A 22597-nucleotide genomic window follows, 5' to 3' on the forward strand; every position below is an offset into this window, starting at 1 on the left:
GAAAGAGCATGCAACCGCGTCTCAACTTCTTCCAAGCCTCCCCGGAGATCATGAAGGCTGTTCGGGCACTGAACGAGGCCGTCGACAAATGCGGCCTGGAGAAGAGCCTGCTGCATCTCATCAAGCTCAGAGCTTCTCAGATCAACGGCTGTTCCTATTGCGTAGACATGCATAGCCGCGAAGCGCGAGGGGACGGCGATACCGAGCAGCGGGTGCATCTCGTCGCGGCTTGGCGGGAATCGCCACTCTATTCCGAGCGCGAGCGCGCGGCCTTTGCCTGGACGGAGAAGCTGACGCGGCTTTCCGAAACAGCCGAGATCACGGACGAGGACTACGAGGAGGCGCGGAAACATTTTTCAGAAGAGGAACTGGTGAAGCTCTCAGTCGCCATCGGGATGATCAATGTGTGGAATCGCCTCTGCGTGTCGTTTCGCAGCATCCACCCGGTGCAGCAGGAGAGCCGCGCGGCCGCCGAGTAGCTCTTTCGCGGAGCGCCGCGCTTGCGGCGCTCCTTCCACGCGGAAAAGCGCTATCCCGCCGTTTCTACGTGCCAGTTTCAAGAAGGAAATTTCTAGTGCCTGCCGACAATTTCTCCTGGTTTTTTGTCTTGGGCCGTTTTCTCCTCGGCGGCGCGTTTGTCTATGCCGGCTTACGCAACCTGACGAACATTCCCCTCTCGTCGATTCTCGCTGGCCGCGGCGTGCCGCTGCCGCGCTTTGCGCTCCTTCTCGGTATAGCGTTGCAGGTGGTCTGCGGCGTGCTGGTGGTGATCGGGTCCTGGGCCGTGATTGGAGCGGCGGGCCTCATCCTTTTCCTGGTTCTCGCCACCTACCTCTTCCACAACTTCTGGGACCATCACGGATATGACCGCGTGAGCCGGATCAACGGCGTGATCAGCAATACGGCGCTTGCCGGGGCGTTTCTGCTGGTGATTGCGGTGAGTTGAGTTCGCCCGACGGCGGGTGGGCGTCAGCCGCCAGGCTCTCATAAAACTTGGATTGCCGAGCGCCTGCGCCAGGATAGCGGCCGTTAGGCTTTCCTAGCGGCGAACGAAATAGTAGCGGCGAGCTCCGTGGCGATCCTGAGCGCGGCGCCCGTCGCCACCACCATCTGCGGCAGCAGCATCCATTCCAGAGTCCAGGCGGCGCCCGAGCGCTCGTTCTCATGCACCAAGGCCTGGTGCATGCCTGAAAGGAGCGTGGCGTTGAAGCGAGCAAGCGTGACCAGAATTTCCGCCTTCACCGGATTCTGCTTGTGCGGCATGGCGGAGGAGCCGCCGCCTCCGGAGAGCTGGATCTCGCCGATCTCGTTCTGCGCCATCAGCGCGACATCCTGGCCCATCTTGCCGAGGCTTCCGGTCACCAGGGACAGGAAGGAAGCGAAGTCGGCGACGCCGTCGCGCTCCGAGTGGCGAGCATGGGAGACCAGATTAAGTCCGAGTTTTTTGGCAAGCCGCGCGGCCACGGCCTGCCCCCTGTCGCCGAGTTTGTCGAGCGTGCCGGCTGCGCCGCCCAGAGTGAGCACGGCAACCGATTTGCGCACTATATCGAGCCGGGCGCGATGGCGCAGAAGCGGCTCGCGCCATGAGGCGATCTTGCGGGCTGCGGTGACCGGAATGGCGGCCTGCATGCGCGTATGCGCCATCACCGGAGTGGCGCCGTCGCGCCTTTCCAGATCATCGAGCGCGGCGCTCAGCTCATCCAGCCGCGCACCGATGAGATCGATGGCTTCGACTAGCCGGAGCGCCAGGCCGGTGTCGATGGGATCCTGGCTGGTGGCGCCGAAGTGAAGGTGAGGGCCGGATTCCGGCCCAAGTTGCCGGCGCAACTGGTCGAGCAGGGCCGGGATCAGCACCCCGTCGCGAGCAACGCCGCTCTTGAGGCCGGGAATGTCCGGCTTGAAGCGCGGCAGACCCTTGGCGATGGCCAGGGCCGCTTCCGCCGGGATAAGCCCTTCATCAGCTTCAGCCTCGGCAAGCGCCACTTCGAAGCGCAGAATGGCCGCGAGTTCCGCGGCCACCGAGAAGAGCACGGCAAAGGCATCGTCGCCCACGAGTCCGGAAAGGATCGGGTGGTCGAAGGCGGCAACGCTCATCTGCCCTCACACATCAAAGAACACCGTCTCCTTCTCGCCCTGGAGATGGATGTCCAGGCTGTAGGTGTTGCCGTCGCGCTGGGCGATCAGCGTGGCCGCCCGGCTCGGATGCTCAAGCCGGGAGAGAACGGGGTCCTCGGCATTCGCCTGCTCCTCGTCGCCGAAATAGAGGCGCGACTGCAGGCCGATATTGATGCCGCGCGCGGCGATCCAGAGGCTGATATGCGGCGCCTGCATCCGCCCGTCCATGAAGGGCACGCGCCCGGGCTTGACGGTCTCGAAGGTGAATACGCCCGTTTCCGGATCGGATGGCTGGCGGCCCCAGCCGGTGAAATTCGGGTCCGCTTTGCCCCGGGGCTCGTCGGGCGAGTTGTAGAGCCCGTCCGCATCCGCCTGCCAGATCTCGATCAGCGCATCCTTGGTCACCGAGCCGGTGCCGTCGATGAGCCGCAGCTTGACGGTGATCCGCTCGCCCTTGGTCTTCTCGTTGACCATGCGGATGCCAAGATCCTCGGGGTAGACGCCTGTTATGCCGCAGAAATTAGGCGTCAGCCCGATATGCACATAGGGGCCGGCTGTCTGCGACGCGCTCTCCTTCAGCCTTGTCAGTGTCTGCCCCTTCATCAGTTGCCCTCCAGCTTGTTTTCGAACAGCGTCGAGCGGCGCCCGCGCAGGACGATATCAAATTTATAGGCCCGCGCATCCATCGGTATCGTCGCTTCCATGTCCAGCGCTGCGATCAGGCTTTGGATCGCTCGCTCGTCAGGGATCGTCCGCACGATCGGGCATTTGGCGATCATCGGATCGCCCTCGAAATACATCTGCGTGATCAGGCGCTGGACAAAGCCGTGGCCGAAGACGGCGAAATGGATATGCGCCGGGCGCCAGTCATTGATGCCGTTCGGCCAAGGATAGGCGCCGGGCATCACCGTCCGGAAGGAATAATGGCCGTCCTCGTCGGTGATGGTGCGCCCGCAGCCCCCGAAATTGGGATCGAGGGGCGCGAGATAGCCGTCCTTCTTGTGGCGATAACGCCCGCCGGCATTGGCCTGCCAGAATTCCAGCAGCACATTGGGTACCGGCCTGGCATTCTCGTCCAGCACCTGGCCATAGACCACGATGCGCGGCCCGATCGCGCTTTCGCCGGGCTTGGCGTAGTTGAGGATCAGGTCGTTGTCGAGCTCGCCGAGCATGCTGTGGCCGAAGACGGGCCCGGTGATCTCGGAAAGCGTGTTTCCGAAGGACAAGGGTGCGCGCTGCGGCGAGCGCACCACCGTGCTCCTATAGCCCGGCGCGAAGGCCGGCGGGTGCCAGGTGCGGTCGCGCTGGAAAAAGCCGCCCCGTGTGGGCCTTGCGTTCTTCATTCCGTTTCTCCCGATTGCATTTCGGCAAGTGTCTGCTTGACAACCTTGATGGCATGATTGGCGGCCGGAACGCCGGCATAGATGGCCACATGCAGCATGGCCTCGCGCAAATCGTCGGCTGTCGCTCCTGTGTTCGCCGTGGCGCGCACATGCAACGCGACCTCTTCATAGTGGCCGAACGCTGCAAGGAGCGCGATGGTGACGATCGATCTTTCGCGCTTGGTCCAGTTCGGCCGCGACCAGACATGGCCCCAAGCGGCTTCGGTGATCAGTTCCTGGAAGGGCGCGTCGAACTCGGTCTTGTTGGCCTCGGCCCGGTCAACCCAGGCGTCGCCCAAGACGGAGCGGCGCGTAGCCACGCCCTCGCGAAAGCGCTTCGGCTTCTCCTCGCTCATTTTTGTCCTCCCGGCCGCCATCTCCCTGCGGCGAAATTTCGGCCCATTGGTGCCGTGCGAAAGCGGCATGATCGTGCCGCATGTTCATTGAAGCTCCCCGCATGCGGCGGCAATGGACTTTTGTGGCGTATCGTTGCACTTTCCGATCACGGAGCGAGGGTGACTTGGACAGGACAAACGTACCCAACTATCGGCTCTACCGAGAGAAGAGCGGGGAATCGGAAGGTTTCTGGCTGCATAGCGAGACGCTGCCGCTGCGCAGCCGGCTGCACAATTGGGAGATCGCATTGCACCGGCACGAAGCCTTGTTCCAGGTTTTCGTGCTGGAGGCGGGAGAGGGGGAACTTCTGGGGGCAAGGGAGCGGCGTCCTTTCGCGGCGCCGGCGGCCATCTATGTCGCGCCGGGCGCCGCGCATGGGTTCCGCTATGCGCCCAATGCGGATGGGCTGGTGATCACTGCGCTTGCCGATCGTCTGCCGCCGATCCGCGCCTCCGATCCGGCAATCTCAACCTTTCTGGCGCGGGCGCAGATCGTGCCTCTCAGCGGGACGGAGGCGGCGCTCGTCGGACCCCTTGCCGCGCGGATCCATGAGGAGCTCCACCGCGCCGGTCCGGGCAGCGATATCCTGCTCGAGGCCATGGTCACGGAGCTTGTCCTGCGGCTTGCGAGGGCGGGCGCGCAAGCCGGGGGGGCGGGCGAGCCGGCGGCGACGCGCGAGCGCGACCGCCGGCGTGTGCATGCGCTGATCACGCTGCTCTCCGCCCATTGCCGGGAGCACCGGCCGGTCGGCTTCTATGCCGAGAAGCTTGGGCTTTCTCCGGCCCATCTCAACAGGATCGTGCGGCGCGAGACGGGCGCCAGCGTGCAGGAACTGGCGTCGCGCCACCTAGTGAGGGCGGCCCGGCGGGAACTCGTCTTCACGCCCACGCCCGTGCAGGCCATAGCCTATTCGCTAGGTTTCCAGGACCCCGCCTATTTCAACCGCTTCTTCAAGCGCCAGACAGGCATGACGCCGGGAGCGTTCCGCGAAGAGGAGCGGAGGAAAATCGCGGCATGAAAAAGGAGCGGCTGCCCGCCCCTTTTCTTGTGCGCTGCGTCGACGCAATCAGAGCTTGTCGGTGATCTCGTGCGTGAAGGCGCCCTCGGGTTCCTTGGTGATCACGGGGTCCGAGCCGCCCTGGAGGAGGCTCTCAACAGTCTGCTTGTAGGCCGCCTCGTCGAGCTTTGGGCTGTCGCCGAGGAGCTTCGCGATCTCACCCATCATGCGCTTCTGGTGCTCTTCCGTCTGGGCGCCGGTCGCATCGTTATCGAGCACGATCATCGCCGCCTCGTCCGGATTGTCTTTGGCCCACTGCCAGCCTTTCATCGAGGCGCGCACGAAACGCACCATCTTGTCGGCGAAAGCCGGGTCCTGCAGTTTGTCTTCCAGCACGTAGAGCCCGTCTTCAAGCGTGGCCACGCCCTCGTCCGTGTAGTTGAAGACGACGAGGTCGTCCGGCGTAAGCCCGGCATCAATGATCTGCCAGTACTCGTTATAGGTCATGGCCGTGATGCAGTCGGCCTGCTTCTGCAAGAGCGGATCGACGTTGAAACCGATCTTCTGGATGGTCACGCCCTCGGGCGAGCCGTCGCGCGGGATGCCAAGCTTGGCGAGCCAGCTATAGAGCGGATATTCGTTGCCGAAGAACCAGGTGCCGAGCGTCTTCCCCTTGAAATCCTCGGGCTTGGTGATGCCGGTCTCCTTGCGGCAGACCATGTTGAGGCCCGAGCGCGCGAAGGGCTGGGCGATGTTGACCACCGGAACGCCTTTTTCGCGGGCGGCGAGCGCCGAGGGCATCCAGTCCACCATCACGTCGGCGCCACCTCCGACCAGCACCTGAACGGGCGCGATGTCCGGCCCGCCCGGCTTGATCTCCACATTCAGGTTCTCTTCCTCATAAAAGCCCTGGTCCTTGGCCACATAATAGCCGGCGAACTGGGCCTGGGTTACCCATTTGAGCTGCAGGGCGACATCGTCCGCCGCGAGCGCGGAAAACCCAGCGAGCGACATGGCGCCCGCGAGCATGGTCGTGATCAGTCTTTTCATTTTCGCTTCCCTCTGAAGTTATGCCGTGCTCCCCACGGCCAGTCTTATCCACCGCGGATGGACGGATGCCAGAAGGTGACCGCCCGTTCGACGATGGCCACCACGCCATAGAAGAGCGAACCCGCAAGCGCGGCGACCGCGATCTCCGCCCAGACCATGTCGATGTTCATGCGTCCCACCTCGGTGGAAATCCGAAAGCCCATGCCGACGATGGGCGTGCCGAAGAACTCCGCCACGATAGCGCCGATCAACGCCAGGGTGGAGTTGATTTTCAGCGCGTTGAAGATGAAAGGAGCGGCCGCGGGCAACCGCAACTTGAACAGCGTCTGCCAGTAAGAGGCGGCATAGGTGCGCATCAGATCGCGGTCGATGGGGCTGGAGGCGCCCAGGCCTTCAACGGTGTTCACCAGCATGGGGAAGAAGGTCATCACCACGACCACGGCGGCCTTGGAGGGCCATTCGAAGCCGAACCACATGACCATGATGGGCGCGATGCCGATGATGGGCAGTGCGGAGACGAAATTGCCGAGCGGCAGAAGCCCGCGCTTCAGGAAGGGCGAGCGGTCGATGGCGATGGCGACGAGAAAGCCGGACCCGCAGCCGAGCGCGTAGCCGATCAGCACGGCTTTCAGGAAGGTCTGCCGGAAATCGGCCCAGAGCGTCGGAATCGAGCTCAGGATGCGCTCCCAGATCATCGAAGGGGGTGGCAGAAGCACGGTCGGCACGTTCATGCCGCGAACCAGACCTTCCCAAACGACCAGCAGGGTGATGCCGAAAAGGGCAGGGATCAGAAGGTTCACCGCACGGCGGGCAAGCTCCGTGCCGGTCTTGAGACGCACCAGCCACTGGTTCAGCGCCCATGCGGCCGCCCAGAAGGCGAGGGCTCCCGCCACCGCGGCGTTCATGGCCGCGCCCCCATTCGCGCCATTACGAGGCGCTGCGCGAGGCCGACAAGCGCGACGAGGATGGCGGCAAGGGCCGCAGCCATGAAGAGAGCGGCCCAGATCTGCACCGTCTGGCCGTAATAGGAGCCGGCAAGGAGCCGCGCGCCAAGGCCGGCCACGGCCCCCGTCGGCAGCTCGCCGACGATGGCGCCGACGAGGCTGATGGCGACCGCCACTTTCATGGAGGTGAACAGAAAGGGCAGGGCAGCCGGCCAGCGCAGCTTGAAAAAGGTCTGCGCGCCGCTGGCATTGTAGGTGCGCATGAGGTCCAGCTGGATCGTCTCGGGGCTGCGGAACCCCTTCACCATGCCGACGACCACAGGAAAGAAGGAGAGATAGGTGGAGATCAGCGCTTTGGGCAGGAGGCCAGAAAGACCGACGGCGTTGAGCACGACGATGATCATCGGCGCCACGGCGAGAATCGGGATCGTCTGGCTGGCGATCACCCAGGGCATGACGGACTTGTCCATCGCCCGGTTGTGCACGATCCCCACGGCCAAAAGGATGCCGAGGGTGGTGCCGATCGCAAAGCCGAGCAGGGTTGAGGAAAGCGTGATCCACGCGTGCTTGAGCAGGCTGCGGTTGGAGGTCGGGCGAACCTCCATTGTAGTCTTCCACAGCTCCGCGACCACCTGATGGGGAGCAGGCAGCACCGGCCGCTCCTGGGCCATGGTGTCGCGAATGAGATCGGTCGCAGTCCAGGTCGTCCCGGCGCGCTGGTATGTGTCGATCTGCCAGGGCGTGTTGAGATAGACGGTGAAGCCGTACCAGATGGCAATTAGCGCCCCGACGACGATGATAACCGGCAGAAAGCTGCCTTCGCTGAGCCGGCGGAACGCGACAGCGCTTGCGGCGCTGGCGGAACCCGGTGCGGCGATCGGTGCCGACGCGGTCACGAGGTTTCCCTCCGGCGTTTGCAAAACAGTTCACTCATCGCTGTGCCCCGCTCGCAGGCCCTCGCGCACGCGGTGGGCGATCGCCAGAAACTCCGGCGTGTCGCGGATGTCGAGCGGCCGCTCGTGCGGCAGTGTCGACTCGATCACATCCGTCACGCGGCCCGGGCGCGGCGACATCACCACAATGCGCGTGGAGAGATACACCGCCTCGGGAATGGAATGGGTGACGAAACAGATTGTCTTGTTGGTCCGCGCCCAGAGTTGAAGCAGCTGTTCGTTCAGATGATCGCGTACGATCTCGTCCAGCGCTCCGAAAGGCTCGTCCATCAGCAGGAGATCGGCGTCGAAGGAAAGCGCCCGGGCGATCGAGGCGCGCTGCTGCATGCCGCCGGAAAGCTGCCAGGGAAATTTCCGTTCGAAGCCGGTTAGATTGACGAGTTCGAGCGTTCGCGCGACGCGCCGGCGCTGCTCCTCGGCCGAATAGCCCATGATCTCCAGCGGCAGGGCGATGTTCTTTTCGATGGTGCGCCAGGGGAACAGGCCTGCCGCCTGGAAGACGTAGCCATAGGCGCGGGTCTTGCGCGCCTGCTCGGGCGTGAGGCCGTTGATGCGGATCTCGCCTGCGGTCGGCTTCTCAAGGTCGGCGATGATGCGCAAAAGAGTGGTCTTGCCGCATCCTGAAGGGCCGATGAAGGAGACGAACTCGCCCTTGCCGATGACCAGATCGACGTCGGACAGTGCCTGAACCGGCCCGTCATTGGTCTGGAAATTCAGGCCAAGCTTTCTTGCTGAAACGACGGTCGGCGCCATATCCTTCATGGGCGGCGGCCCATCCTCCGGCATGGCCGGGGCCCGGACCTCATCCGAGCTGCTTGTCGTTCTGCGCTCAACCGTTCCCCACCGCCCAGTTACCAACGGAGTCCACCCATGTCACCCAAGCCTACATGCCAAGTCATCCGGCCAGAAAGCACTTTCGAAGGCAAGCAGGGACTGAACTATTTCGCCGGGATCACCGCTGAATCGGTCGGCTCCAAGGGAATCTGCATGCTTCTCCTGACGATGCCGCCCGGCGCCCGCGCCAGGGCCCATCTCCACGAGAACCATGAAACGGCGATCTACGTGCTCTCCGGCGAAGTTCACTCCTGGTACGGCGAAAGACTCGAGCATCTTATCGTCGTGAAGGCTGGCGACCTGTTCTACATACCCGCCGGCGTCCCGCATCTTCCCGCCAATCTCGGCGATGTTCCCGCCTCGGCCGTGATCGCTCGAACGGATCCCAACGAACAGGAAAGTGTGGTGGTTCTGCCCCATCTCGACGGCCTTGTGCCGGCATGAGCCGGGACGGGTGCCGCCGCTCGTTCCCAGATTCCGGCCGCAGGCCATGATAGCTCACACTCCGGTTGCGGGAATGCCGGAGCGCTCCACCCTGCGCGGCGCGGTCACTTCCTTCCAGCGCGAAAGCGCGCGGTTGACCGGCGCATTCGCTTCGCGGGCGACGAACCGGCCGTGGCCGGGCTTCGGCTTCACCTTGCCGTCCTCCACCATGACCTCGCCGCGCGAGAGCACCGTGCGTGGCAGGCCCTTGACCTTGAAACCCTCGAAGACGTTGTAGTCGATCGCGGATTGCTGGGCGGAGGCGGTGATGGTCTTTTCCGCCACCGGGTCCCAGACGACGATATCGGCGTCCGCCCCTTCGACGATGGCGCCCTTCTGCGGATACATGTTGAGGATTTTCGCGATGTTGGTGGAGGTAACCGCGACGAACTCGTTCATCGTCAGCCGGCCGGTGTTGACGCCGTGCGTCCACAAAAGCGGCATTCGGTCTTCAAGGCCACCCGTGCCGTTGGGGATCTTGGTGAAGTCGCCGACGCCAAAACGCTTTTGGTCGGTTGTGAAGGCGCAATGATCTGTTGCGACCACCTGGAGCGATCCCGCCTGCAGGCCCGCCCAGAGCGAATCCTGGTGCAGCTTGTTGCGGAAAGGCGGAGACATCACGCGCCGCGCCGCATGGTCCCAGTCGGGGTTGGCGTACTCGCTCTCGTCCAAGATCAGGTGCTGGATGAGCGGCTCGCCATAAACGCGCATGCCCTTCTGTCGCGCGCGGCGGATCGCCTCGTGCGCCTGCTCGCAGGAGACGTGCACCACATAGAGCGGCGCGCCCACCATGTCGGCGATCATGATCGCGCGGTTGGTGGCCTCCCCCTCGACCTCGGGGGGGCGGGAATAGGCGTGCGCCTCCGGCCCGCTATTTCCTTCTGCGAGCAGCTTTTGCTGAAGCTGCGCCACCACGTCGCCGTTTTCGGCGTGGACGAGGGGGAGGGCGCCAAGCTCCGCGCAGCGCTGGAAGGACGCGTACATCTCGTCGTCGTCCACCATGAGCGCGCCCTTATAGGCCATGAAATGCTTGAAGGAGGTGATCCCGCGCGCCACCACTTCCGGCATCTCGTCGAAAACTTGTTCGCCCCACCAGGTGATCGCCATGTGGAAGGAATAGTCGCAGGTGGCCTTGGCCGTCTTGTTGTCCCACATCTGGATCGCTTCGAGCAGGGACTGGCCGGGTGAGGGGAGGCAGAAGTCGACCACCATAGTCGTGCCGCCGGAGACGGCCGCGCGCGTGCCGCTCTCGAAGTCATCGGATGAATAGGTGGCCATGAAGGGCATTTCGAGATGGGTGTGCGGATCGATGCCGCCCGGCATGACATAGCAGCCGGTGGCGTCGATCTCCTGATCCCCGCTCAAATCCGGACCGATCGCGCCGATCTTCCCGCCTTCGATCAGCACGTCGGCTTTCCAGGTGCGGTCGGCAGTGACGATGGTGCCGTTCTTGATGACCTTGGACATTGTGGTCCCCCTTCTTAGTGATCACTCGTCTGCCAAGCTAAGCGTGATCATTAGCGATCGTGCGAGCTTCCGAAGCGTCTGGTCATCCAATCTACCGATGACGTCCCCGATTTTGGAACGGTTGGCGGCTTGCAACTTGTCGACCATTATCTCCGACGGAAGACGAAGGCCGTTCTCCAGCGTAGGCTCGACCGCGACACGGAAGAAGATTGGATCAGACGAGAAGCTACTGATCGGGCAAAGAAGAACCGTCCTAAGGCTGTCGTTGAGGACATTTGCCTGCACGATCACCGCTGGACGCGGTTTGCCTAAGTCACCGGGTAGTGAGACAATGACGACATCGCCTCGCCTCATGCCTGATCTTCGCCTTCCCACATGTCCTTCTGGACAGCTTCAATCCAGTCCAGGATGTCCTCCTCTTGGTCGGCCTGCGCGATCCTGTTTGCCTCAGCAACCGCTCGGGCGAGCACCTCTGGATCGGACATGTCCGGCACCCATACTTCCACCGGCTTGTAGCCCTTCGCCAGCAGTTCCTCGCGTTCTTCCTTCGACAATTCCCTCGGTCGGCCCATGGCGGCCTCCTGTCGTTATCTCAGCCGGCCATTATCCGCTGTCGTGCCCGCTTATTCAACGATCACCGCCGTCTCCACAACAGCGTGGAACAGCACGTCGCAGCCGGCCTGCGCCCATTCCTTGCTGATCTCCTCTGCCTCGTTGTGCGAAAGGCCGTCGACGCAAGGGCACATGACCATGGCGGCCGGCGCTACGCGGTTGATCCAGCAGGCGTCGTGGCCCGCGCCGGAGACGATGTCGCGATGGGTGTAGCCCAGCCGCTCGGCAGCATCGCGGATTGCCTTCACGCAGCCTTCGTCAAAGGTGACCGGGTCGAAATGGCCGACCTGCTCGATCTCGTGAGCAATATCCATCGCCTCGCAGATGGTAGCGACGCCCTCACGGATGCGCGCATCCATCGCGTCGAGCGTCTTCTTGTCGGGCGAGCGGATGTCGATGGTGAAGACCGTGCGGCCGGGAATAATGTTGCGTGAGTTCGGATAGACTTCGATATGGCCGACGGCGCCCACCGCGTGCGGCTGGTAGTCCATGGCGACTTCATGAACCAGCTCGGTCACTCGGGCCATGCCCAGTCCGGCATTGCGCCGCTTGGGCATCGGCGTGGAGCCGGTGTGGCTCTCGCGGCCCGTGAGCGTCACCTGCAGCCATTTGAGACCCTGGCCATGGGTGACGACGCCGATGTCGATGCCTTCGTCCTCGAGGATGGGGCCCTGTTCGATATGCAGCTCGAAGAAGGCCTTCATCCTGCGGCCGCCGACAGGCTCCTCTCCCTTCCAGCCGATGCGCTCCAGTTCGTCACCAAAACGCTTGCCGTCCTTGTCCCGGCGATCATAGGCCCATTCGAGTTCGTGCACGCCGGCGAAAACGCCGGAGGCCAGCATGGCGGGCGCAAAGCGCGTGCCTTCCTCGTTGGTCCAGTTGGTGACCACGATGGGGTGTTTCGTCCTGATGCCGAGGTCGTTCAGGGTGCGGACCACCTCCAACCCGCCGAGGACGCCCAGCACACCGTCATAGCGTCCCCCCGTCGGCTGCGTGTCGAGATGCGAGCCGACATAGACGGGCAGTGCCTCCGGATCGGTGCCTTCGCGGCGCGCGAACATGGTGCCCATCTGGTCCACGGAGACGGTCATGCCCGCCTCCTCGCACCATTTCCGGAAAAGCGTCCGGCCCTGGCCATCCTCGTCCGTCAGCGTCTGGCGGTTGTTGCCGCCGGCGACGCCCGGGCCGATCCTAGCCATCTCATGGAGGGAGTCCCACAGGCGGTCGGCATTGATTCTCAGATTCACGCCCGGTGCCGCCATTTTATCCCCTCTCGTTCGGCCCCAAGAAAGCAGGCCCCGCGACTGCGGGGCCTTTCACCCCTAGTCGATTTCGGTCAGCACCTCGCGGACGATGCCCACAAGCTCATCGATCTGGCTCTTCTCGATGATCAGCGGCGGCGAGAGCGCGATGATGTCGCCGGTGGTGCGCATCAGCAGTCCCTTCTCGAAGGCCTTCAGGAAGGCGGAGAAGGCCCGCTTGGTCGGTTGCCCGGCGATCGGCTCCAGCTCGATCGCGCCGACCAAGCCGATATTGCGGACGTCGATCACGCGCGGGGCGTCCTTCAGCGAATGGAGGGCATCCTCCCAATATCTGCCGATTTCGGCACCGCGCGTGAGAAGGCCTTCTTCCTTGTAGGTCTCGAGCGTGGCCAGGCCGGCGGCGCAGGCGATCGGGTTTCCCGAATAGGTATAGCCGTGGAAGAACTCGATCATATGCTCGGGGCCGGTCATGAAGGCGTCGTGGATCTCCTTCTTGACGAAGACCGCGCCCATCGGGATGACGCCATTGGTAACGCCCTTCGCGGTGGTCATGATGTCCGGCACAACGCCGAAATAATCGGCGGCGAAGGGGGCACCGAGGCGGCCGAAGCCGGTGATCACCTCGTCGAAGATCAGGAGTATGCCGTGCTTGTCGCATATCTCGCGCAGGCGCTTCAGATAGCCTTTGGGCGGCAGGATAACGCCCGCCGAACCCGCCACCGGCTCGACAATGACGGCCGCAATGGTGGAAGCATCGTGCAGGGCCACGATCCGCTCCAACTCGTTGGCCAGTTCGGCGCCGTGCTCCGGCTCGCCGCGCGAAAATGCGTTCTTGTCGATCAGGTGTGTGTGCGGCAGATGGTCGACCCCCGCGAGCAGCGTGCCGAACATCTTTCTGTTGTTGACGATGCCGCCAACGGAGATGCCGCCGAAATTCACGCCGTGATAGCCGCGCTCGCGGCCGATTAGCCGGGTGCGCGCGCCTTCGCCCCGCACCCGGTGATAGGCAAGTGCGATCTTCAGCGCGGTCTCAACCGATTCGGAACCCGAATTGGTGAAGAAGACATGGTCCATCCCTTCCGGCGCGATGTCGACGAGGCGGCTGGCGAACTCGAAGGCGAGCGGGTGCCCCATCTGGAAGGGCGGCGCATAGTCCATCTCCGCCGCCTGCTTCTGGATGGCCTCGGTGATCTTCGGCCGACAGTGGCCGGCATTCACGCACCAAAGGCCCGCCGCGCCGTCGAGCACCTTGCGCCCGTCATCGGTCCAGTAGTGCATGTCTTTGGCGGCCACCAGCATGCGCGGCGCCTGCTTGAACTGCCTGTTGGCCGTGAACGGCATCCAATATGCGCTGAGATCATTCGGCCGTTTGTTGAGCCGTTCCAGCATCACCAAGCCTCCTTCTTTCCGTTGTTGTCCCGGTCAAGCTTGGTATTCCGCGCGAAAAATGATACGCAATTTTTGACCGTTTGGACAAACGTTAACACCGCCATTGGGGCGGTCAAGACCATTCTAAGGGCTTGCGCGGGCACCCGCGCGCGCCAGCCCGCCTGATGCGCTGTGCCAGCAGCAGCGGCGGCATGCAAGGAACCAGAAGGCGACGCAATGGACGAGACGGTCAAGCCCAGGCGAACGCGCATCCAGCGCGAGAAGCGCGAGCTGATCCTGGAGGCCGCCCTCGAGGTCTTTTCGCAGCACGGCTTTCGCGGCGCCACCATCGACCAGATCGCCGAGGCGGCCGGAATGTCGAAGCCGAACCTTCTCTACTACTTCAAGAGCAAGGAGACGATCTTCGTCACCCTCATCGGCAGGCTGATGCAGGCCTGGCTCGCGCCCCTGCGCGAGATGGACGCGGAGGGAGATCCGGCCACCGAGATCCGCTCCTATATCCGACGCAAGATCGAGATGGCGCGTGATTTTCCGCGCGAGAGCCGGCTCTTCGCCAACGAGATCCTGCAGGGCGCCCCGCACATCCTGCCCCTGCTGGAGGGCGAGCTCAAGGAGCTGGTCGATGAGAAGGCGAAGATCATCCGCGAATGGATGCGCCGGGGAAGGTTGAAGAAGGCCGATCCCTACCACTTCATCTTCGCCATCTGGGCGACTACGCAGCACTATGCTGATTTCGACGCGCAGGTGCGCGCGGTCCTTGGGCCTGACCGAGGCGGGGAAGGGCGCTTTGAGGACGCGGCGGCGTTCTTGGAGAGCCTGTTTCTGGCCTGATGGGTTGAAATAGGCCAAACTGCACTTAGCCGCCCCCGGACTGCATCTTCTGCTCCTCGATGCTCGGCGGGGCGTCCTCCGTCCAGCCGCGCAACTGGCTGCTTCCGCGCTGCGCAAGCTGGATTGCCCGCTCCAACTCCTCAAGGGCGAGCCTCCCGGCTCGGTCGTCGTGCCGTTCGTGATCATGGGACTCCTCGATCAGGGCGCCGACGCGCAGGCGCAGGTGGTCCAGCGCCTCCTCGCCGCCGAGTTCAGCAAGCTGGCGAACCGCCTCGGCAAGAAGAAGATCGCCGAAAACCTGCGCCGACCGGGCACGAAGCTCGCTCAGTTCGTTCGAGGGGGTGGCTTGAAACTCATCCATGGAAGCTCTCCAGAGACCTCGAAACAGCCGAACATGCAGACTGTTCCTGCCGAGAGCTCATTCGGGCGGTCACGGTCTCTTGCCATCCGTGGCGTAGCGCTAGCTTCCTGACCATGAAGGACGGATTTACTTCCATCGGCTTGGGAATTGCGATCGGAGTCGCCCTTGGTGTGGGCATCGGCGCTGCGCTGGGCGATATCGCGATGGGTATCGGGATCGGCATCGCCATTGGAGCGGGAATCGGTGGGGTGTTCCTCGCGGCCAGGGACGAATGAGCGGCTCGGGACTGCGCTTCATAGCACCAATACGCCAGGGAAGGCGGATGAAGCTGTCATTCAGGTTGTTCATCGGGGAGTACGGGCCAGGATTGCTATCCCTTTAAGGGCGCCAGCCTCCAGTCCGGCCAGATAATTGCGTCGCCGCTCGAGAAAATCGTCGCCCATGACGACCTGATTGGCCATGACGCGTTCGGGCGACGGTGTTTCGCTGGCCTGCCGCGCATTTCTGGCATGGTCCACCTGAAGCATGGTCTCGTCCCGCCACTCCAGGATGCTCAGCCCCGCGCTTTCCAGCGCGTTGCGCAACCCCGCCTCGGTGGTGAGACTGCTCGTGTCGCGGGATCGCCCCCAAGGCAGCGGGTAAGGCGGGGCTTGTCCGTCGACACCAACCGCTTCGCTCCAAATGAGTCTGCCGCCAGGTTTCAGCATTCGAGCGATCTCGCCGGCCAATGCCGTTTTGTCGGCGATGTTCATCGCGACGTAGAGACACATCGCTGCGTCGAAACTCCCCTCTGGAAACGGCATCCTCAACGCATTCCCGATCTGGAATGTCACCCGATCTGAAAGGCCGCACCGGTCCGTCAACTCGCGGGCGGCCTCAACGAACTCAGGTGTGAGATCAATCCCGGTTACGCGCACCGAGTGCTTTGCTGCGGCGTAACGCGCAGGCCCCCCGACTCCGCTGCCCACGTCGAGCAAATGCTCCCCAGGGCAGGGGGCGAGCCATGCCACGTGATCCTCTGTTGCCTGCAACTCACGGGCATGGAGCTGGTCAAAGGGAAACAGCATTTCGGGCAGCAGTTGATGCGGATTTTGGCCACCTGCTGCGATCGCCGCCAGAACACGATCGGCGATGCCAGTGCTGCCGTAGTGCTGAGTAACCGGGTTGGGCATAGCGTTTCCCTGGCATAGTCTAGCAGAAAGCGAACGCCTGCCAATCGCATTCAACAAAAGGGCCAGCCCGCCTCTAGGTCGGCCGCAGCGACTGTCAACTGGTGGAGGCGCATCGGGCGCTAGCCGACGGCCTCGAAGAGGCCCTCGTAGTCAAAGACGAGGCCGTCTGCGTCGATCTTGAGATCGGCCTCGAAGCCTTTCGCGACACCGAGATCGATGTAGCGCCACCGGCTTTTGGCGAGAGCCTCGTAGCGCTGGCGGGAGGGCGACAATCGCAGCGATGGAACATCGACGTAAAGCGCCGTCAACTCGCCAGGCCCTTTCAGCAGGCGCAGTGCCAATGCATTGCAGAAAGGCGTGGCCGAGACGTCGATCTCCTCACATTCCGCGAGACTCTGGTTTTCTCTGCCGTCGACAAGCCATCCACCGGGAATACGCTCGATGCTCATCTCCCGCAGCAGCGGGGTGGAGAGGCGCAGGTCCAGCCTGCGCGTTCGCCATTCCCGGTCGAGCAACCAGACATAGGACAGGCCGAATGCCGTTTCGCCCGCATGCACCACCGTCGAGAGGGCGCGAAAGCCGTCAGCCTCACCCTCGATTTGGAAGACTTCCAGACCGGGTTCATCGAGCCTGCGCCACATGCGTTTCATGCGTTCTCCCGTCGAGAAAATCCCAAAAGGGGAGCTGCTGCTCCCCGGCTATCTTCCCTCCCGGATCTGCGTCAGCGTTCTCGTTGGCGTGATCGCCTCCGGGTCAAGCTTTACCTCTATGATGGCGGGCTTGCCGCTTTGCAGGGCGCGCTCGAAGGCGGGAGCAAACTGCTCGGTCTGCTCCACGGTCTCCCCATGGCCGCCATAGGCGCGGGCAAGCGCCGCAAAATCCGGGTTCTTCAAATCGGTGCCCGAGACGCGGCCGGGATATTCGCGCTCCTGGTGCATGCGGATCGTGCCGTATGTGCCGTTGTTGACCACGATCACGATGAGGGGCAGCTCATATTGCACGGCGGTGGCGAATTCCTGACCGTTCATGAGGAAGCAGCCGTCGCCGGCAAAGGCGATCACAACGCGCTCCGGAAAAAGCTCCTTCGCCGCCACGGCCGCCGGCGTGCCGTAGCCCATGGAACCCGAAGTCGGCGCACCCTGCGTGCCATAGCGGCGGAAGCGGTGGAAGCGGTGTACCCAGGTCGCGTAATTGCCCGCGCCGTTCGTGAGGATCGCATCGTCGGGCAGCACGCTTTCAAGATAGTTCATGATCGGGCCCATCTGCACCGGCCCTGGACCGGTCTCGGGCGGTGTCGACCAGGAAAGGTAGGATCCGTGCAGCCGTGTCGTCTCGTCGGCCCAGTCGGGAATGGCTCCGGGATCAAGCTCGGCGAAGGCGGTGGCGAAGGCCGAGGGCGACGCGTTGATGGCAAGCGCTGGGCGATAAACCCGTCCAAGCTCGCTTGCGTCCGGATGCACATGAACGAGCGTCTGGTCCGGATAGGGGCTTTTCAGGAGCGTGTAGTCCGAGGAGGGGATTTCGCCAAAACGCCCGCCGATGAGCAGCAGCAGATCGGCGCTGCGGATCGCTTCCGCCAGTTTGGGATTGGGACCGATGCCGATATCGCCAGCATAGCAGGGATGGAGGTGGTCGAAGAGCATCTGCCGGCGGAAGGATACGCCGACCGGAAGAGCCCACCGCTCTGCCGCTTTCTGGAAGGCCGAAACGGAAGCCTCGTCCCAGCGTGTGCCGCCGAGGATCACAAACGGGCGCTGCGCCATGCCCAGCAGCTCGGCAAGCTTCTGCATCTCGTGGTGGCCGGGGCGGGTCTCCACCGGCGTATAGGGCAGGGCGGCCGGGGCTTCGGCGGTCTCCGTCAGCATGTTCTCGGGCAGCGAGACGACGACGGGGCCGGGGCGGCCGGAGGTCGCAACGGAAAAGGCCCGGGTCACGATCTCCGGAATGCGGGCCGGGTCGTCGATCTCCGTCGCCCATTTGGCGATGGGGCCGTAGAAGGCGCGGTAGTCCACCTCCTGAAATGCCTCGCGCTCCCGCGCGTGGCTCGCCACCTGACCGATGAAGAGGATCATCGGCACCGAATCCTGGCGCGCGATGTGTATGCCGGCGGAGGCGTTGGTGGCGCCGGGACCGCGCGTGACGAAGCAGATGCCGGGTCGGCCGGTCAGCCTGCCATGGCAATCGGCCATCATGGCCGCCCCGCCTTCTTGCCGGCACACGATGGTGCGGATCTTCGAATCGTGGAGCGCGTCGAGGACGGCCAGATAGCTTTCGCCCGGCACGCAATAAAGCCGGTCAACGCCGTTCGCCTCCAGCGCCTCGACGATGAGCTGTCCGCCCGTCTTCATTCGATTGCCCCCAATTCGCGCAGGATTTCTTGTGTGTGCTCGCCCAGCCGCGGCGACGGCCGGGAATAGGCGAGCGGTGTCTCGGACATCAGCATGGGCGCGCGCACTGACGGAAGCATGTTGCCGCGGCCGTCGTCGAGATCGAGCCGCATGCCCCGGGCGATCGTCTGCGGATCGGAGAACATCTCCTCGATCGTGTTGATCGGGCTCGCCGGCACGCCCGCCGCATCGAGTTTCCCGAGCAGTGCATCGCGCGCGAAGCTTTTCAGGCGCGGCGCGATATCGGCCCTTAAACGTGCCCGGTTGGCGACGCGAGCAGCATTGGTGGAGAAATCGGGGCTCGCGGGCAGATGCTCGCAGCCGATCACCTGGCAGAAGCGCGCAAACTGGCCGTCATTGCCGACCGCGAGGATGAAATGGCCGTCCTCCGCCTCGAAAACCTCGTATGGGCAGATATTGGGGTGGGCATTGCCCATGCGCATGGGCGCGGTGCCGGAAACCAGGAAATTCAGGTTCTGGTTCGCCAGCACGGAGATCTGCGCGTCATAAAGCGCCATGTCGATAAATTGGCCCTGGCCCGTCCGTTCCGCATGGCGGAGCGCTGCCTGGATGGCGATCACCGCGTAAAGGCCGGTGAAGATATCGGTCACGGCGACGCCCACCTTCTGCGGCTCGCCGTCGGCCGGGCCGGTGATCGACATCAAGCCCGACATGCCCTGGATGATGAAATCATAGCCCGCGCGCGGTGCATAGGGGCCGTCCTGGCCAAAGCCAGTGATCGAGCAGTAGACGAGGCGCGGGTTTTTCTCCCTCAGGCTCTCGTAGTCGAGGCCGTATTTCTTCAGTCCGCCGAGCTTGAAATTCTCGATCAGCACATCGGCAGACGCGATCAGTTTCAGAAGGACCGCCCGGTCCTTCTCGGCCCTGAAATCTAGCGCGACCGACCGTTTCCCCCGGTTGCAGGCATGAAAATAGGCGGCGGAAAGGTCCTCTCCGTCCTTGCCGGTCACGAAGGGGGGGCCCCAGCTGCGGGTATCGTCGCCCCCGTCCGGGTTCTCCACCTTGATCACGTCCGCGCCGAGATCGGCGAGCAGCTGCCCGGCCCAGGGGCCGGCGAGGATGCGCGCAAGCTCGACGACGCGGATACCCTTCAAGGGCGGTTCTGCCATGGACTTGGTGCCTTTCTCGCAGCTTCGCGATGCTGCCTAGCAGATGCGGGCAGGCGCTTCCACTCGGTTGAGGTCACCGCAACTACCGCCCAGCCGGCAGTTTGTCGGCCCAGGCGGCGAAATCGCGCATCACCTCTTCTCTGTTCAGCTCGTTGAGAGATTCGTGCCGGTTCTCCGGATAAATCCTTGTTTGCAGATTCGAAAAGCCGCTTCGGCGAAGGCGTCTCGCAAGGCGCAGCATGATTTCACCGTGCTTTGTGGAGGGATCGGCGCCGCCGCCTACAAGCTGAATGGGCATTTCCCTGGGGATTGCCTGCAGCGCCCGGCGTGCCGTGATCATCAGATTGAAATCAAATACGTCCCGCCACATGGCGACTGTGGGCGGCCAGCCGCAGAGCGGGTCTGCGGCGTATCGTTCCACCTCCGCCCTATCGCGGGAAAGCCAGTCGAATGGCGTCTGGGCATCGGTGATCGCCTTCGCCCAGGCCCCAAAGGTGAGCTGCGGGAGGAGGCGCGAAGGCACGTCCGAGCCAAGGCGAAAGCGTTCCCAGGCAAGCGCTGCCCTGGCGGCACGCGCCTCCACCCCGCTTGCCAGCGGCATGTTCCAGAGCGCGACTCCGCGCACGCGCCGGGAGTGCTGCGCAAGAAAAGCCAGCGCGATCATCGCGCCCATTGAATGGCCGAAGAGGATGACCGGTAGGCCGGGATGTTCCGTGGCGATGTGGTCATGGACGGCCAGGACGTCCGCAAGCACATTCTCCGCCGCGGGTTCCGGCCCGAAAGAGCCGAGCGGCGCGCCCGGCGCCGCCGTCTCTCCGTGCCCGCGATGGTCATGCGCGACCGCGTGGAAGCCGCGCCCGGCCAGATAGCGCGCGAAGCGGCCATATCGGCCCGCATGCTCGGCCAGGCCGTGGTTGATCTGCACCACGCCCCGCGCCTTGCCGGCCGGTTCGACATAGAGGCGGAGTGTCGCCCCTGTCGCAGTCCTCAATGTCCTGGTTTCCTCGAAGCCCATCGCGCCTCAGGCTGGTTTGCGCATTGCCCCCCGGCCGCGTTTCGAATAAATACGCGGGCGAATTCATCCCCATCCAATCCGGAAATGGAGCGTGACGGCCTCATGGCACGCCAATTCATCTATCACATGGCCGGGCTCAGCAAGTCCTACGGAGCCAAGAAGGTCTTGGACAATGTCCATCTTTCCTTCTACCCGGATGCCAAGATCGGCATCCTCGGGCCGAACGGCGCCGGCAAGTCGACCGTGCTCAGGATCATGGCCGGGCTCGACAAGGAATATACCGGCGAGGCTTGGCTCGCCGAAGGCGCCACCTCCGGCTATCTGCCGCAGGAGCCGCAGCTCGACCCCTCGCTCAATGTGCTCGGCAATGTGATGAAGGGCGTGGAGGCCAAGCAGGCGATCCTCGACCGCTACAACGAGCTCATGATGAACTACTCCGACGAGACGGCCGACGAGGCGGCCGCGCTCCAGGACAAGATCGACAGCCAGAATCTCTGGGACTTGGACAGCCAGGTGGAGATGGCCATGGAGGCGCTGCGTTGCCCGCCCGGCGATGCGGACGTCAACAACCTCTCCGGCGGAGAGAAGCGCCGTGTGGCGCTGTGCCAGCTTCTCCTGCGCCAGCCGGACCTGCTGCTGCTCGACGAGCCGACCAACCATCTCGACGCGGAAACCACCGCCTGGCTCGAAAAACATCTGCGCGAATATCCAGGCTCGGTTCTGATCGTCACCCACGACCGCTACTTCCTCGATCATGTGACCGGCTGGATCCTCGAACTCGACCGTGGCCGCGGCATTCCCTATGAAGGGAACTATTCGGCCTATCTGGAAGCCAAAGCCAAGCGCATGGCGCAGGAAGGCCGCGAGGAGGCCGCCCGCCAGAAGGCGCTGGAGCGCGAGCGCGAGTGGATCGCCGCCAGCCCCAAGGCAAGGCAGGCCAAATCAAAAGCGCGCATCCGCGCCTATGACGAGCTCGTGAGCGCCGCGAACGACCGCCGTCCCGGTGACGCGCAAATCATCATCCCGGCGGGCGAGCGGCTCGGCAATGTGGTCATCGAGGTGGAGAACCTGTCGAAAGGATATTCCGACCGGCTCCTGATCGACAATCTGAGCTTCAAACTGCCGCCCGGCGGCATCGTCGGCGTGATCGGCCCGAACGGCGCCGGCAAGACGACGCTCTTCCGCATGATCACCGGTCAGGAGAAGCCCGACAGCGGCGATATCCGCGTCGGCGAGACGGTGAAGCTCGGCTATGTGGACCAGAGCCGCGACTCGCTCGACCCCAACAAGACCGTGTGGGAGGAAATCTCCGGCGGGAGCGACGTGATCAAGCTCGGCAAGCACGAGGTCAACAGCAGGGCCTATTGCTCGTCGTTCAATTTCAAGGGCGGCGACCAGCAGCAGCGTGTGGGCACGCTCTCCGGCGGCCAGCGCAATCGCGTGCACCTTGCCAAGCTCTTGAAGGATGGCGGCAACGTCATCCTGCTCGACGAGCCGACAAACGACCTCGACACGGAAACGCTGGCCGCACTCGAGGATGCGCTGGAAAACTTCGCCGGCTGCGCGGTCATTATCAGCCACGACCGCATGTTCCTCGACCGCCTGGCCACCCACATCCTTGCCTTCGAGGGCGACAGCCATGTCGAGTGGTTCGAGGGCAATTTCGAGGAATACGAGGCCGACAAGGTCCGCCGCCTGGGGCCGGACAGCGTCAATCCCAAACGAGTGACCTACAAGAGGCTCACGCGATAGGGTTGCCGGATAGCTGCGCAGGCAACCTTCTCCGGCTTCGGTGCGTTACGCCCCGAAGCGCGGGG

26 protein-coding genes are annotated in these 22597 nt (G+C 63.8%); 7 read left to right on the forward strand and 19 right to left on the reverse strand.

From position 1 onward, the window contains the following. Nucleotides 1–8: 8 nt before the first annotated feature. Together RIN79_RS13710 and RIN79_RS13715 are read left to right on the forward strand one after the other, a co-directional pair. Nucleotides 9–479 carry a carboxymuconolactone decarboxylase family protein gene (locus tag RIN79_RS13710; protein ID WP_309085231.1) on the forward strand — a complete coding sequence of 157 codons (471 nt, stop codon included), beginning with the start codon at nt 9–11 and terminating at the stop codon, nt 477–479. Between the two features lie 95 nt (nt 480–574). Beyond that, nucleotides 575–946, forward strand: coding sequence for a DoxX family protein (locus RIN79_RS13715; RefSeq protein ID WP_309085232.1), 372 nt, complete (start codon nt 575–577; stop codon nt 944–946). A gap of 83 nt (nt 947–1029) precedes the next feature. Here the strand turns inward: RIN79_RS13715 and RIN79_RS13720 are convergent, their stop codons facing one another. Genes RIN79_RS13720 through pcaC form a run of 4 tightly spaced genes read right to left on the reverse strand, consistent with a single transcriptional unit; the run spans nt 1030 to nt 3853 of the window. Then, nucleotides 1030–2094 carry a 3-carboxy-cis,cis-muconate cycloisomerase gene (locus tag RIN79_RS13720; RefSeq protein ID WP_309085233.1) on the reverse strand — a complete coding sequence of 355 codons (1065 nt, stop codon included), beginning with the start codon at nt 2092–2094 and terminating at the stop codon, nt 1030–1032. A gap of 6 nt (nt 2095–2100) precedes the next feature. Then, entirely contained in the window at nt 2101–2718 is a 618-nt protein-coding gene (gene pcaG, locus RIN79_RS13725; RefSeq protein WP_309085234.1) for a protocatechuate 3,4-dioxygenase subunit alpha, read from the reverse strand. Next, nucleotides 2718–3458, reverse strand: coding sequence for a protocatechuate 3,4-dioxygenase subunit beta (pcaH, locus tag RIN79_RS13730; protein WP_309085235.1), 741 nt, complete (start codon nt 3456–3458; stop codon nt 2718–2720). Before pcaH ends, pcaG begins: the two co-directional genes overlap by 1 nt. Further along, a complete protein-coding gene (gene pcaC / locus RIN79_RS13735; protein WP_309085236.1) occupies nt 3455–3853 on the reverse strand; it encodes a 4-carboxymuconolactone decarboxylase in 399 nt (132 codons plus the stop codon). Before pcaC ends, pcaH begins: the two co-directional genes overlap by 4 nt. Before the next feature lie 164 nt (nt 3854–4017). Between pcaC and RIN79_RS13740 the strand changes: the two genes are divergently transcribed. Further along, complete coding sequence (locus tag RIN79_RS13740) at nt 4018–4911, forward strand: helix-turn-helix domain-containing protein (protein WP_309085237.1); 894 nt, start codon at nt 4018–4020, stop codon at nt 4909–4911. Between the two features lie 48 nt (nt 4912–4959). Here the strand turns inward: RIN79_RS13740 and RIN79_RS13745 are convergent, their stop codons facing one another. From RIN79_RS13745 to RIN79_RS13760, 4 genes are all read right to left on the reverse strand, one after another. Further along, nucleotides 4960–5940 carry an ABC transporter substrate-binding protein gene (locus tag RIN79_RS13745; protein ID WP_309085238.1) on the reverse strand — a complete coding sequence of 327 codons (981 nt, stop codon included), beginning with the start codon at nt 5938–5940 and terminating at the stop codon, nt 4960–4962. Between the two features lie 44 nt (nt 5941–5984). Further along, entirely contained in the window at nt 5985–6845 is an 861-nt protein-coding gene (locus RIN79_RS13750; RefSeq protein WP_309085239.1) for an ABC transporter permease, read from the reverse strand. Further along, complete coding sequence (locus RIN79_RS13755; protein ID WP_309085296.1) at nt 6842–7693, reverse strand: ABC transporter permease; 852 nt, start codon at nt 7691–7693, stop codon at nt 6842–6844. The genes RIN79_RS13750 and RIN79_RS13755 overlap by 4 nt, the downstream gene beginning before the upstream one ends. 117 nt (nt 7694–7810) lie before the next feature. Continuing rightward, nucleotides 7811–8599: an ABC transporter ATP-binding protein gene (locus tag RIN79_RS13760; RefSeq protein WP_309085240.1), complete on the reverse strand. Its 789-nt coding sequence runs from the start codon at nt 8597–8599 to the stop codon at nt 7811–7813. A 108-nt stretch (nt 8600–8707) separates the two neighbouring features. On the opposite strand from RIN79_RS13760, the gene RIN79_RS13765 reads away from it, so the two are divergent. Next, nucleotides 8708–9115: a cupin domain-containing protein gene (locus RIN79_RS13765; protein WP_309085241.1), complete on the forward strand. Its 408-nt coding sequence runs from the start codon at nt 8708–8710 to the stop codon at nt 9113–9115. 54 nt (nt 9116–9169) lie between these two features. On the opposite strand, the gene hydA is transcribed toward RIN79_RS13765, so the two are convergent. Genes hydA through RIN79_RS13790 form a run of 5 tightly spaced genes read right to left on the reverse strand, consistent with a single transcriptional unit; the run spans nt 9170 to nt 13884 of the window. After that, nucleotides 9170–10621, reverse strand: coding sequence for a dihydropyrimidinase (hydA, locus tag RIN79_RS13770; RefSeq protein ID WP_309085242.1), 1452 nt, complete (start codon nt 10619–10621; stop codon nt 9170–9172). Between the two features lie 21 nt (nt 10622–10642). Continuing rightward, nucleotides 10643–10975 carry a type II toxin-antitoxin system PemK/MazF family toxin gene (locus tag RIN79_RS13775; protein ID WP_309085243.1) on the reverse strand — a complete coding sequence of 111 codons (333 nt, stop codon included), beginning with the start codon at nt 10973–10975 and terminating at the stop codon, nt 10643–10645. Then, on the reverse strand, nt 10972–11193 hold the full coding sequence (locus tag RIN79_RS13780) for an antitoxin MazE-like protein (RefSeq protein ID WP_309085244.1): 222 nt from the start codon (nt 11191–11193) through the stop codon (nt 10972–10974). Before RIN79_RS13780 ends, RIN79_RS13775 begins: the two co-directional genes overlap by 4 nt. 51 nt (nt 11194–11244) lie before the next feature. After that, a complete protein-coding gene (locus RIN79_RS13785; protein WP_309085245.1) occupies nt 11245–12495 on the reverse strand; it encodes a Zn-dependent hydrolase in 1251 nt (416 codons plus the stop codon). 60 nt (nt 12496–12555) lie between these two features. Next, nucleotides 12556–13884, reverse strand: a complete 1329-nt coding sequence (locus tag RIN79_RS13790) for an aspartate aminotransferase family protein (RefSeq protein ID WP_309085246.1) — start codon at nt 13882–13884, stop codon at nt 12556–12558. Between the two features lie 216 nt (nt 13885–14100). Between RIN79_RS13790 and RIN79_RS13795 the strand changes: the two genes are divergently transcribed. Beyond that, the gene (locus RIN79_RS13795) at nt 14101–14715 is read left to right on the forward strand and encodes a TetR family transcriptional regulator C-terminal domain-containing protein (RefSeq protein WP_309085247.1); all 615 of its coding nucleotides are present in this window, start codon (nt 14101–14103) and stop codon (nt 14713–14715) included. Nucleotides 14716–14740: 25 nt separating this feature from the next. On the opposite strand, the gene RIN79_RS13800 is transcribed toward RIN79_RS13795, so the two are convergent. Further along, a complete protein-coding gene (locus RIN79_RS13800) occupies nt 14741–15076 on the reverse strand; it encodes a hypothetical protein (RefSeq protein ID WP_309085248.1) in 336 nt (111 codons plus the stop codon). 113 nt (nt 15077–15189) lie between these two features. On the opposite strand from RIN79_RS13800, the gene RIN79_RS13805 reads away from it, so the two are divergent. After that, nucleotides 15190–15351 carry a hypothetical protein gene (locus tag RIN79_RS13805; RefSeq protein WP_309085249.1) on the forward strand — a complete coding sequence of 54 codons (162 nt, stop codon included), beginning with the start codon at nt 15190–15192 and terminating at the stop codon, nt 15349–15351. Nucleotides 15352–15420: 69 nt separating this feature from the next. Here the strand turns inward: RIN79_RS13805 and RIN79_RS13810 are convergent, their stop codons facing one another. The 5 genes from RIN79_RS13810 to RIN79_RS13830 form a co-directional block, all read right to left on the reverse strand. Next, nucleotides 15421–16248 (reverse strand): methyltransferase domain-containing protein, encoded by an 828-nt coding sequence (locus RIN79_RS13810; RefSeq protein WP_309085250.1) that lies wholly within the window; start codon nt 16246–16248, stop codon nt 15421–15423. Nucleotides 16249–16367: 119 nt separating this feature from the next. After that, the gene (locus tag RIN79_RS13815; RefSeq protein WP_309085251.1) at nt 16368–16898 is read right to left on the reverse strand and encodes a putative glycolipid-binding domain-containing protein; all 531 of its coding nucleotides are present in this window, start codon (nt 16896–16898) and stop codon (nt 16368–16370) included. A 48-nt stretch (nt 16899–16946) separates the two neighbouring features. Next, the gene (locus RIN79_RS13820) at nt 16947–18596 is read right to left on the reverse strand and encodes a thiamine pyrophosphate-binding protein (protein ID WP_309085252.1); all 1650 of its coding nucleotides are present in this window, start codon (nt 18594–18596) and stop codon (nt 16947–16949) included. Beyond that, nucleotides 18593–19765, reverse strand: a complete 1173-nt coding sequence (locus tag RIN79_RS13825; RefSeq protein WP_309085253.1) for a CaiB/BaiF CoA-transferase family protein — start codon at nt 19763–19765, stop codon at nt 18593–18595. The genes RIN79_RS13820 and RIN79_RS13825 overlap by 4 nt, the downstream gene beginning before the upstream one ends. 82 nt (nt 19766–19847) lie before the next feature. Continuing rightward, entirely contained in the window at nt 19848–20780 is a 933-nt protein-coding gene (locus RIN79_RS13830; RefSeq protein WP_309085254.1) for an alpha/beta hydrolase, read from the reverse strand. A gap of 102 nt (nt 20781–20882) precedes the next feature. Here RIN79_RS13830 and ettA point away from each other — a divergent pair, with 102 nt between their 5' ends. Beyond that, nucleotides 20883–22532: an energy-dependent translational throttle protein EttA gene (gene ettA / locus RIN79_RS13835; protein ID WP_309085255.1), complete on the forward strand. Its 1650-nt coding sequence runs from the start codon at nt 20883–20885 to the stop codon at nt 22530–22532. Nucleotides 22533–22597: the final 65 nt, after the last annotated feature.

The sequence above is a fragment of the Chelativorans sp. genome, assembly GCF_031180965.1.
Classification (GTDB): domain Bacteria; phylum Pseudomonadota; class Alphaproteobacteria; order Rhizobiales; family Rhizobiaceae; genus Chelativorans.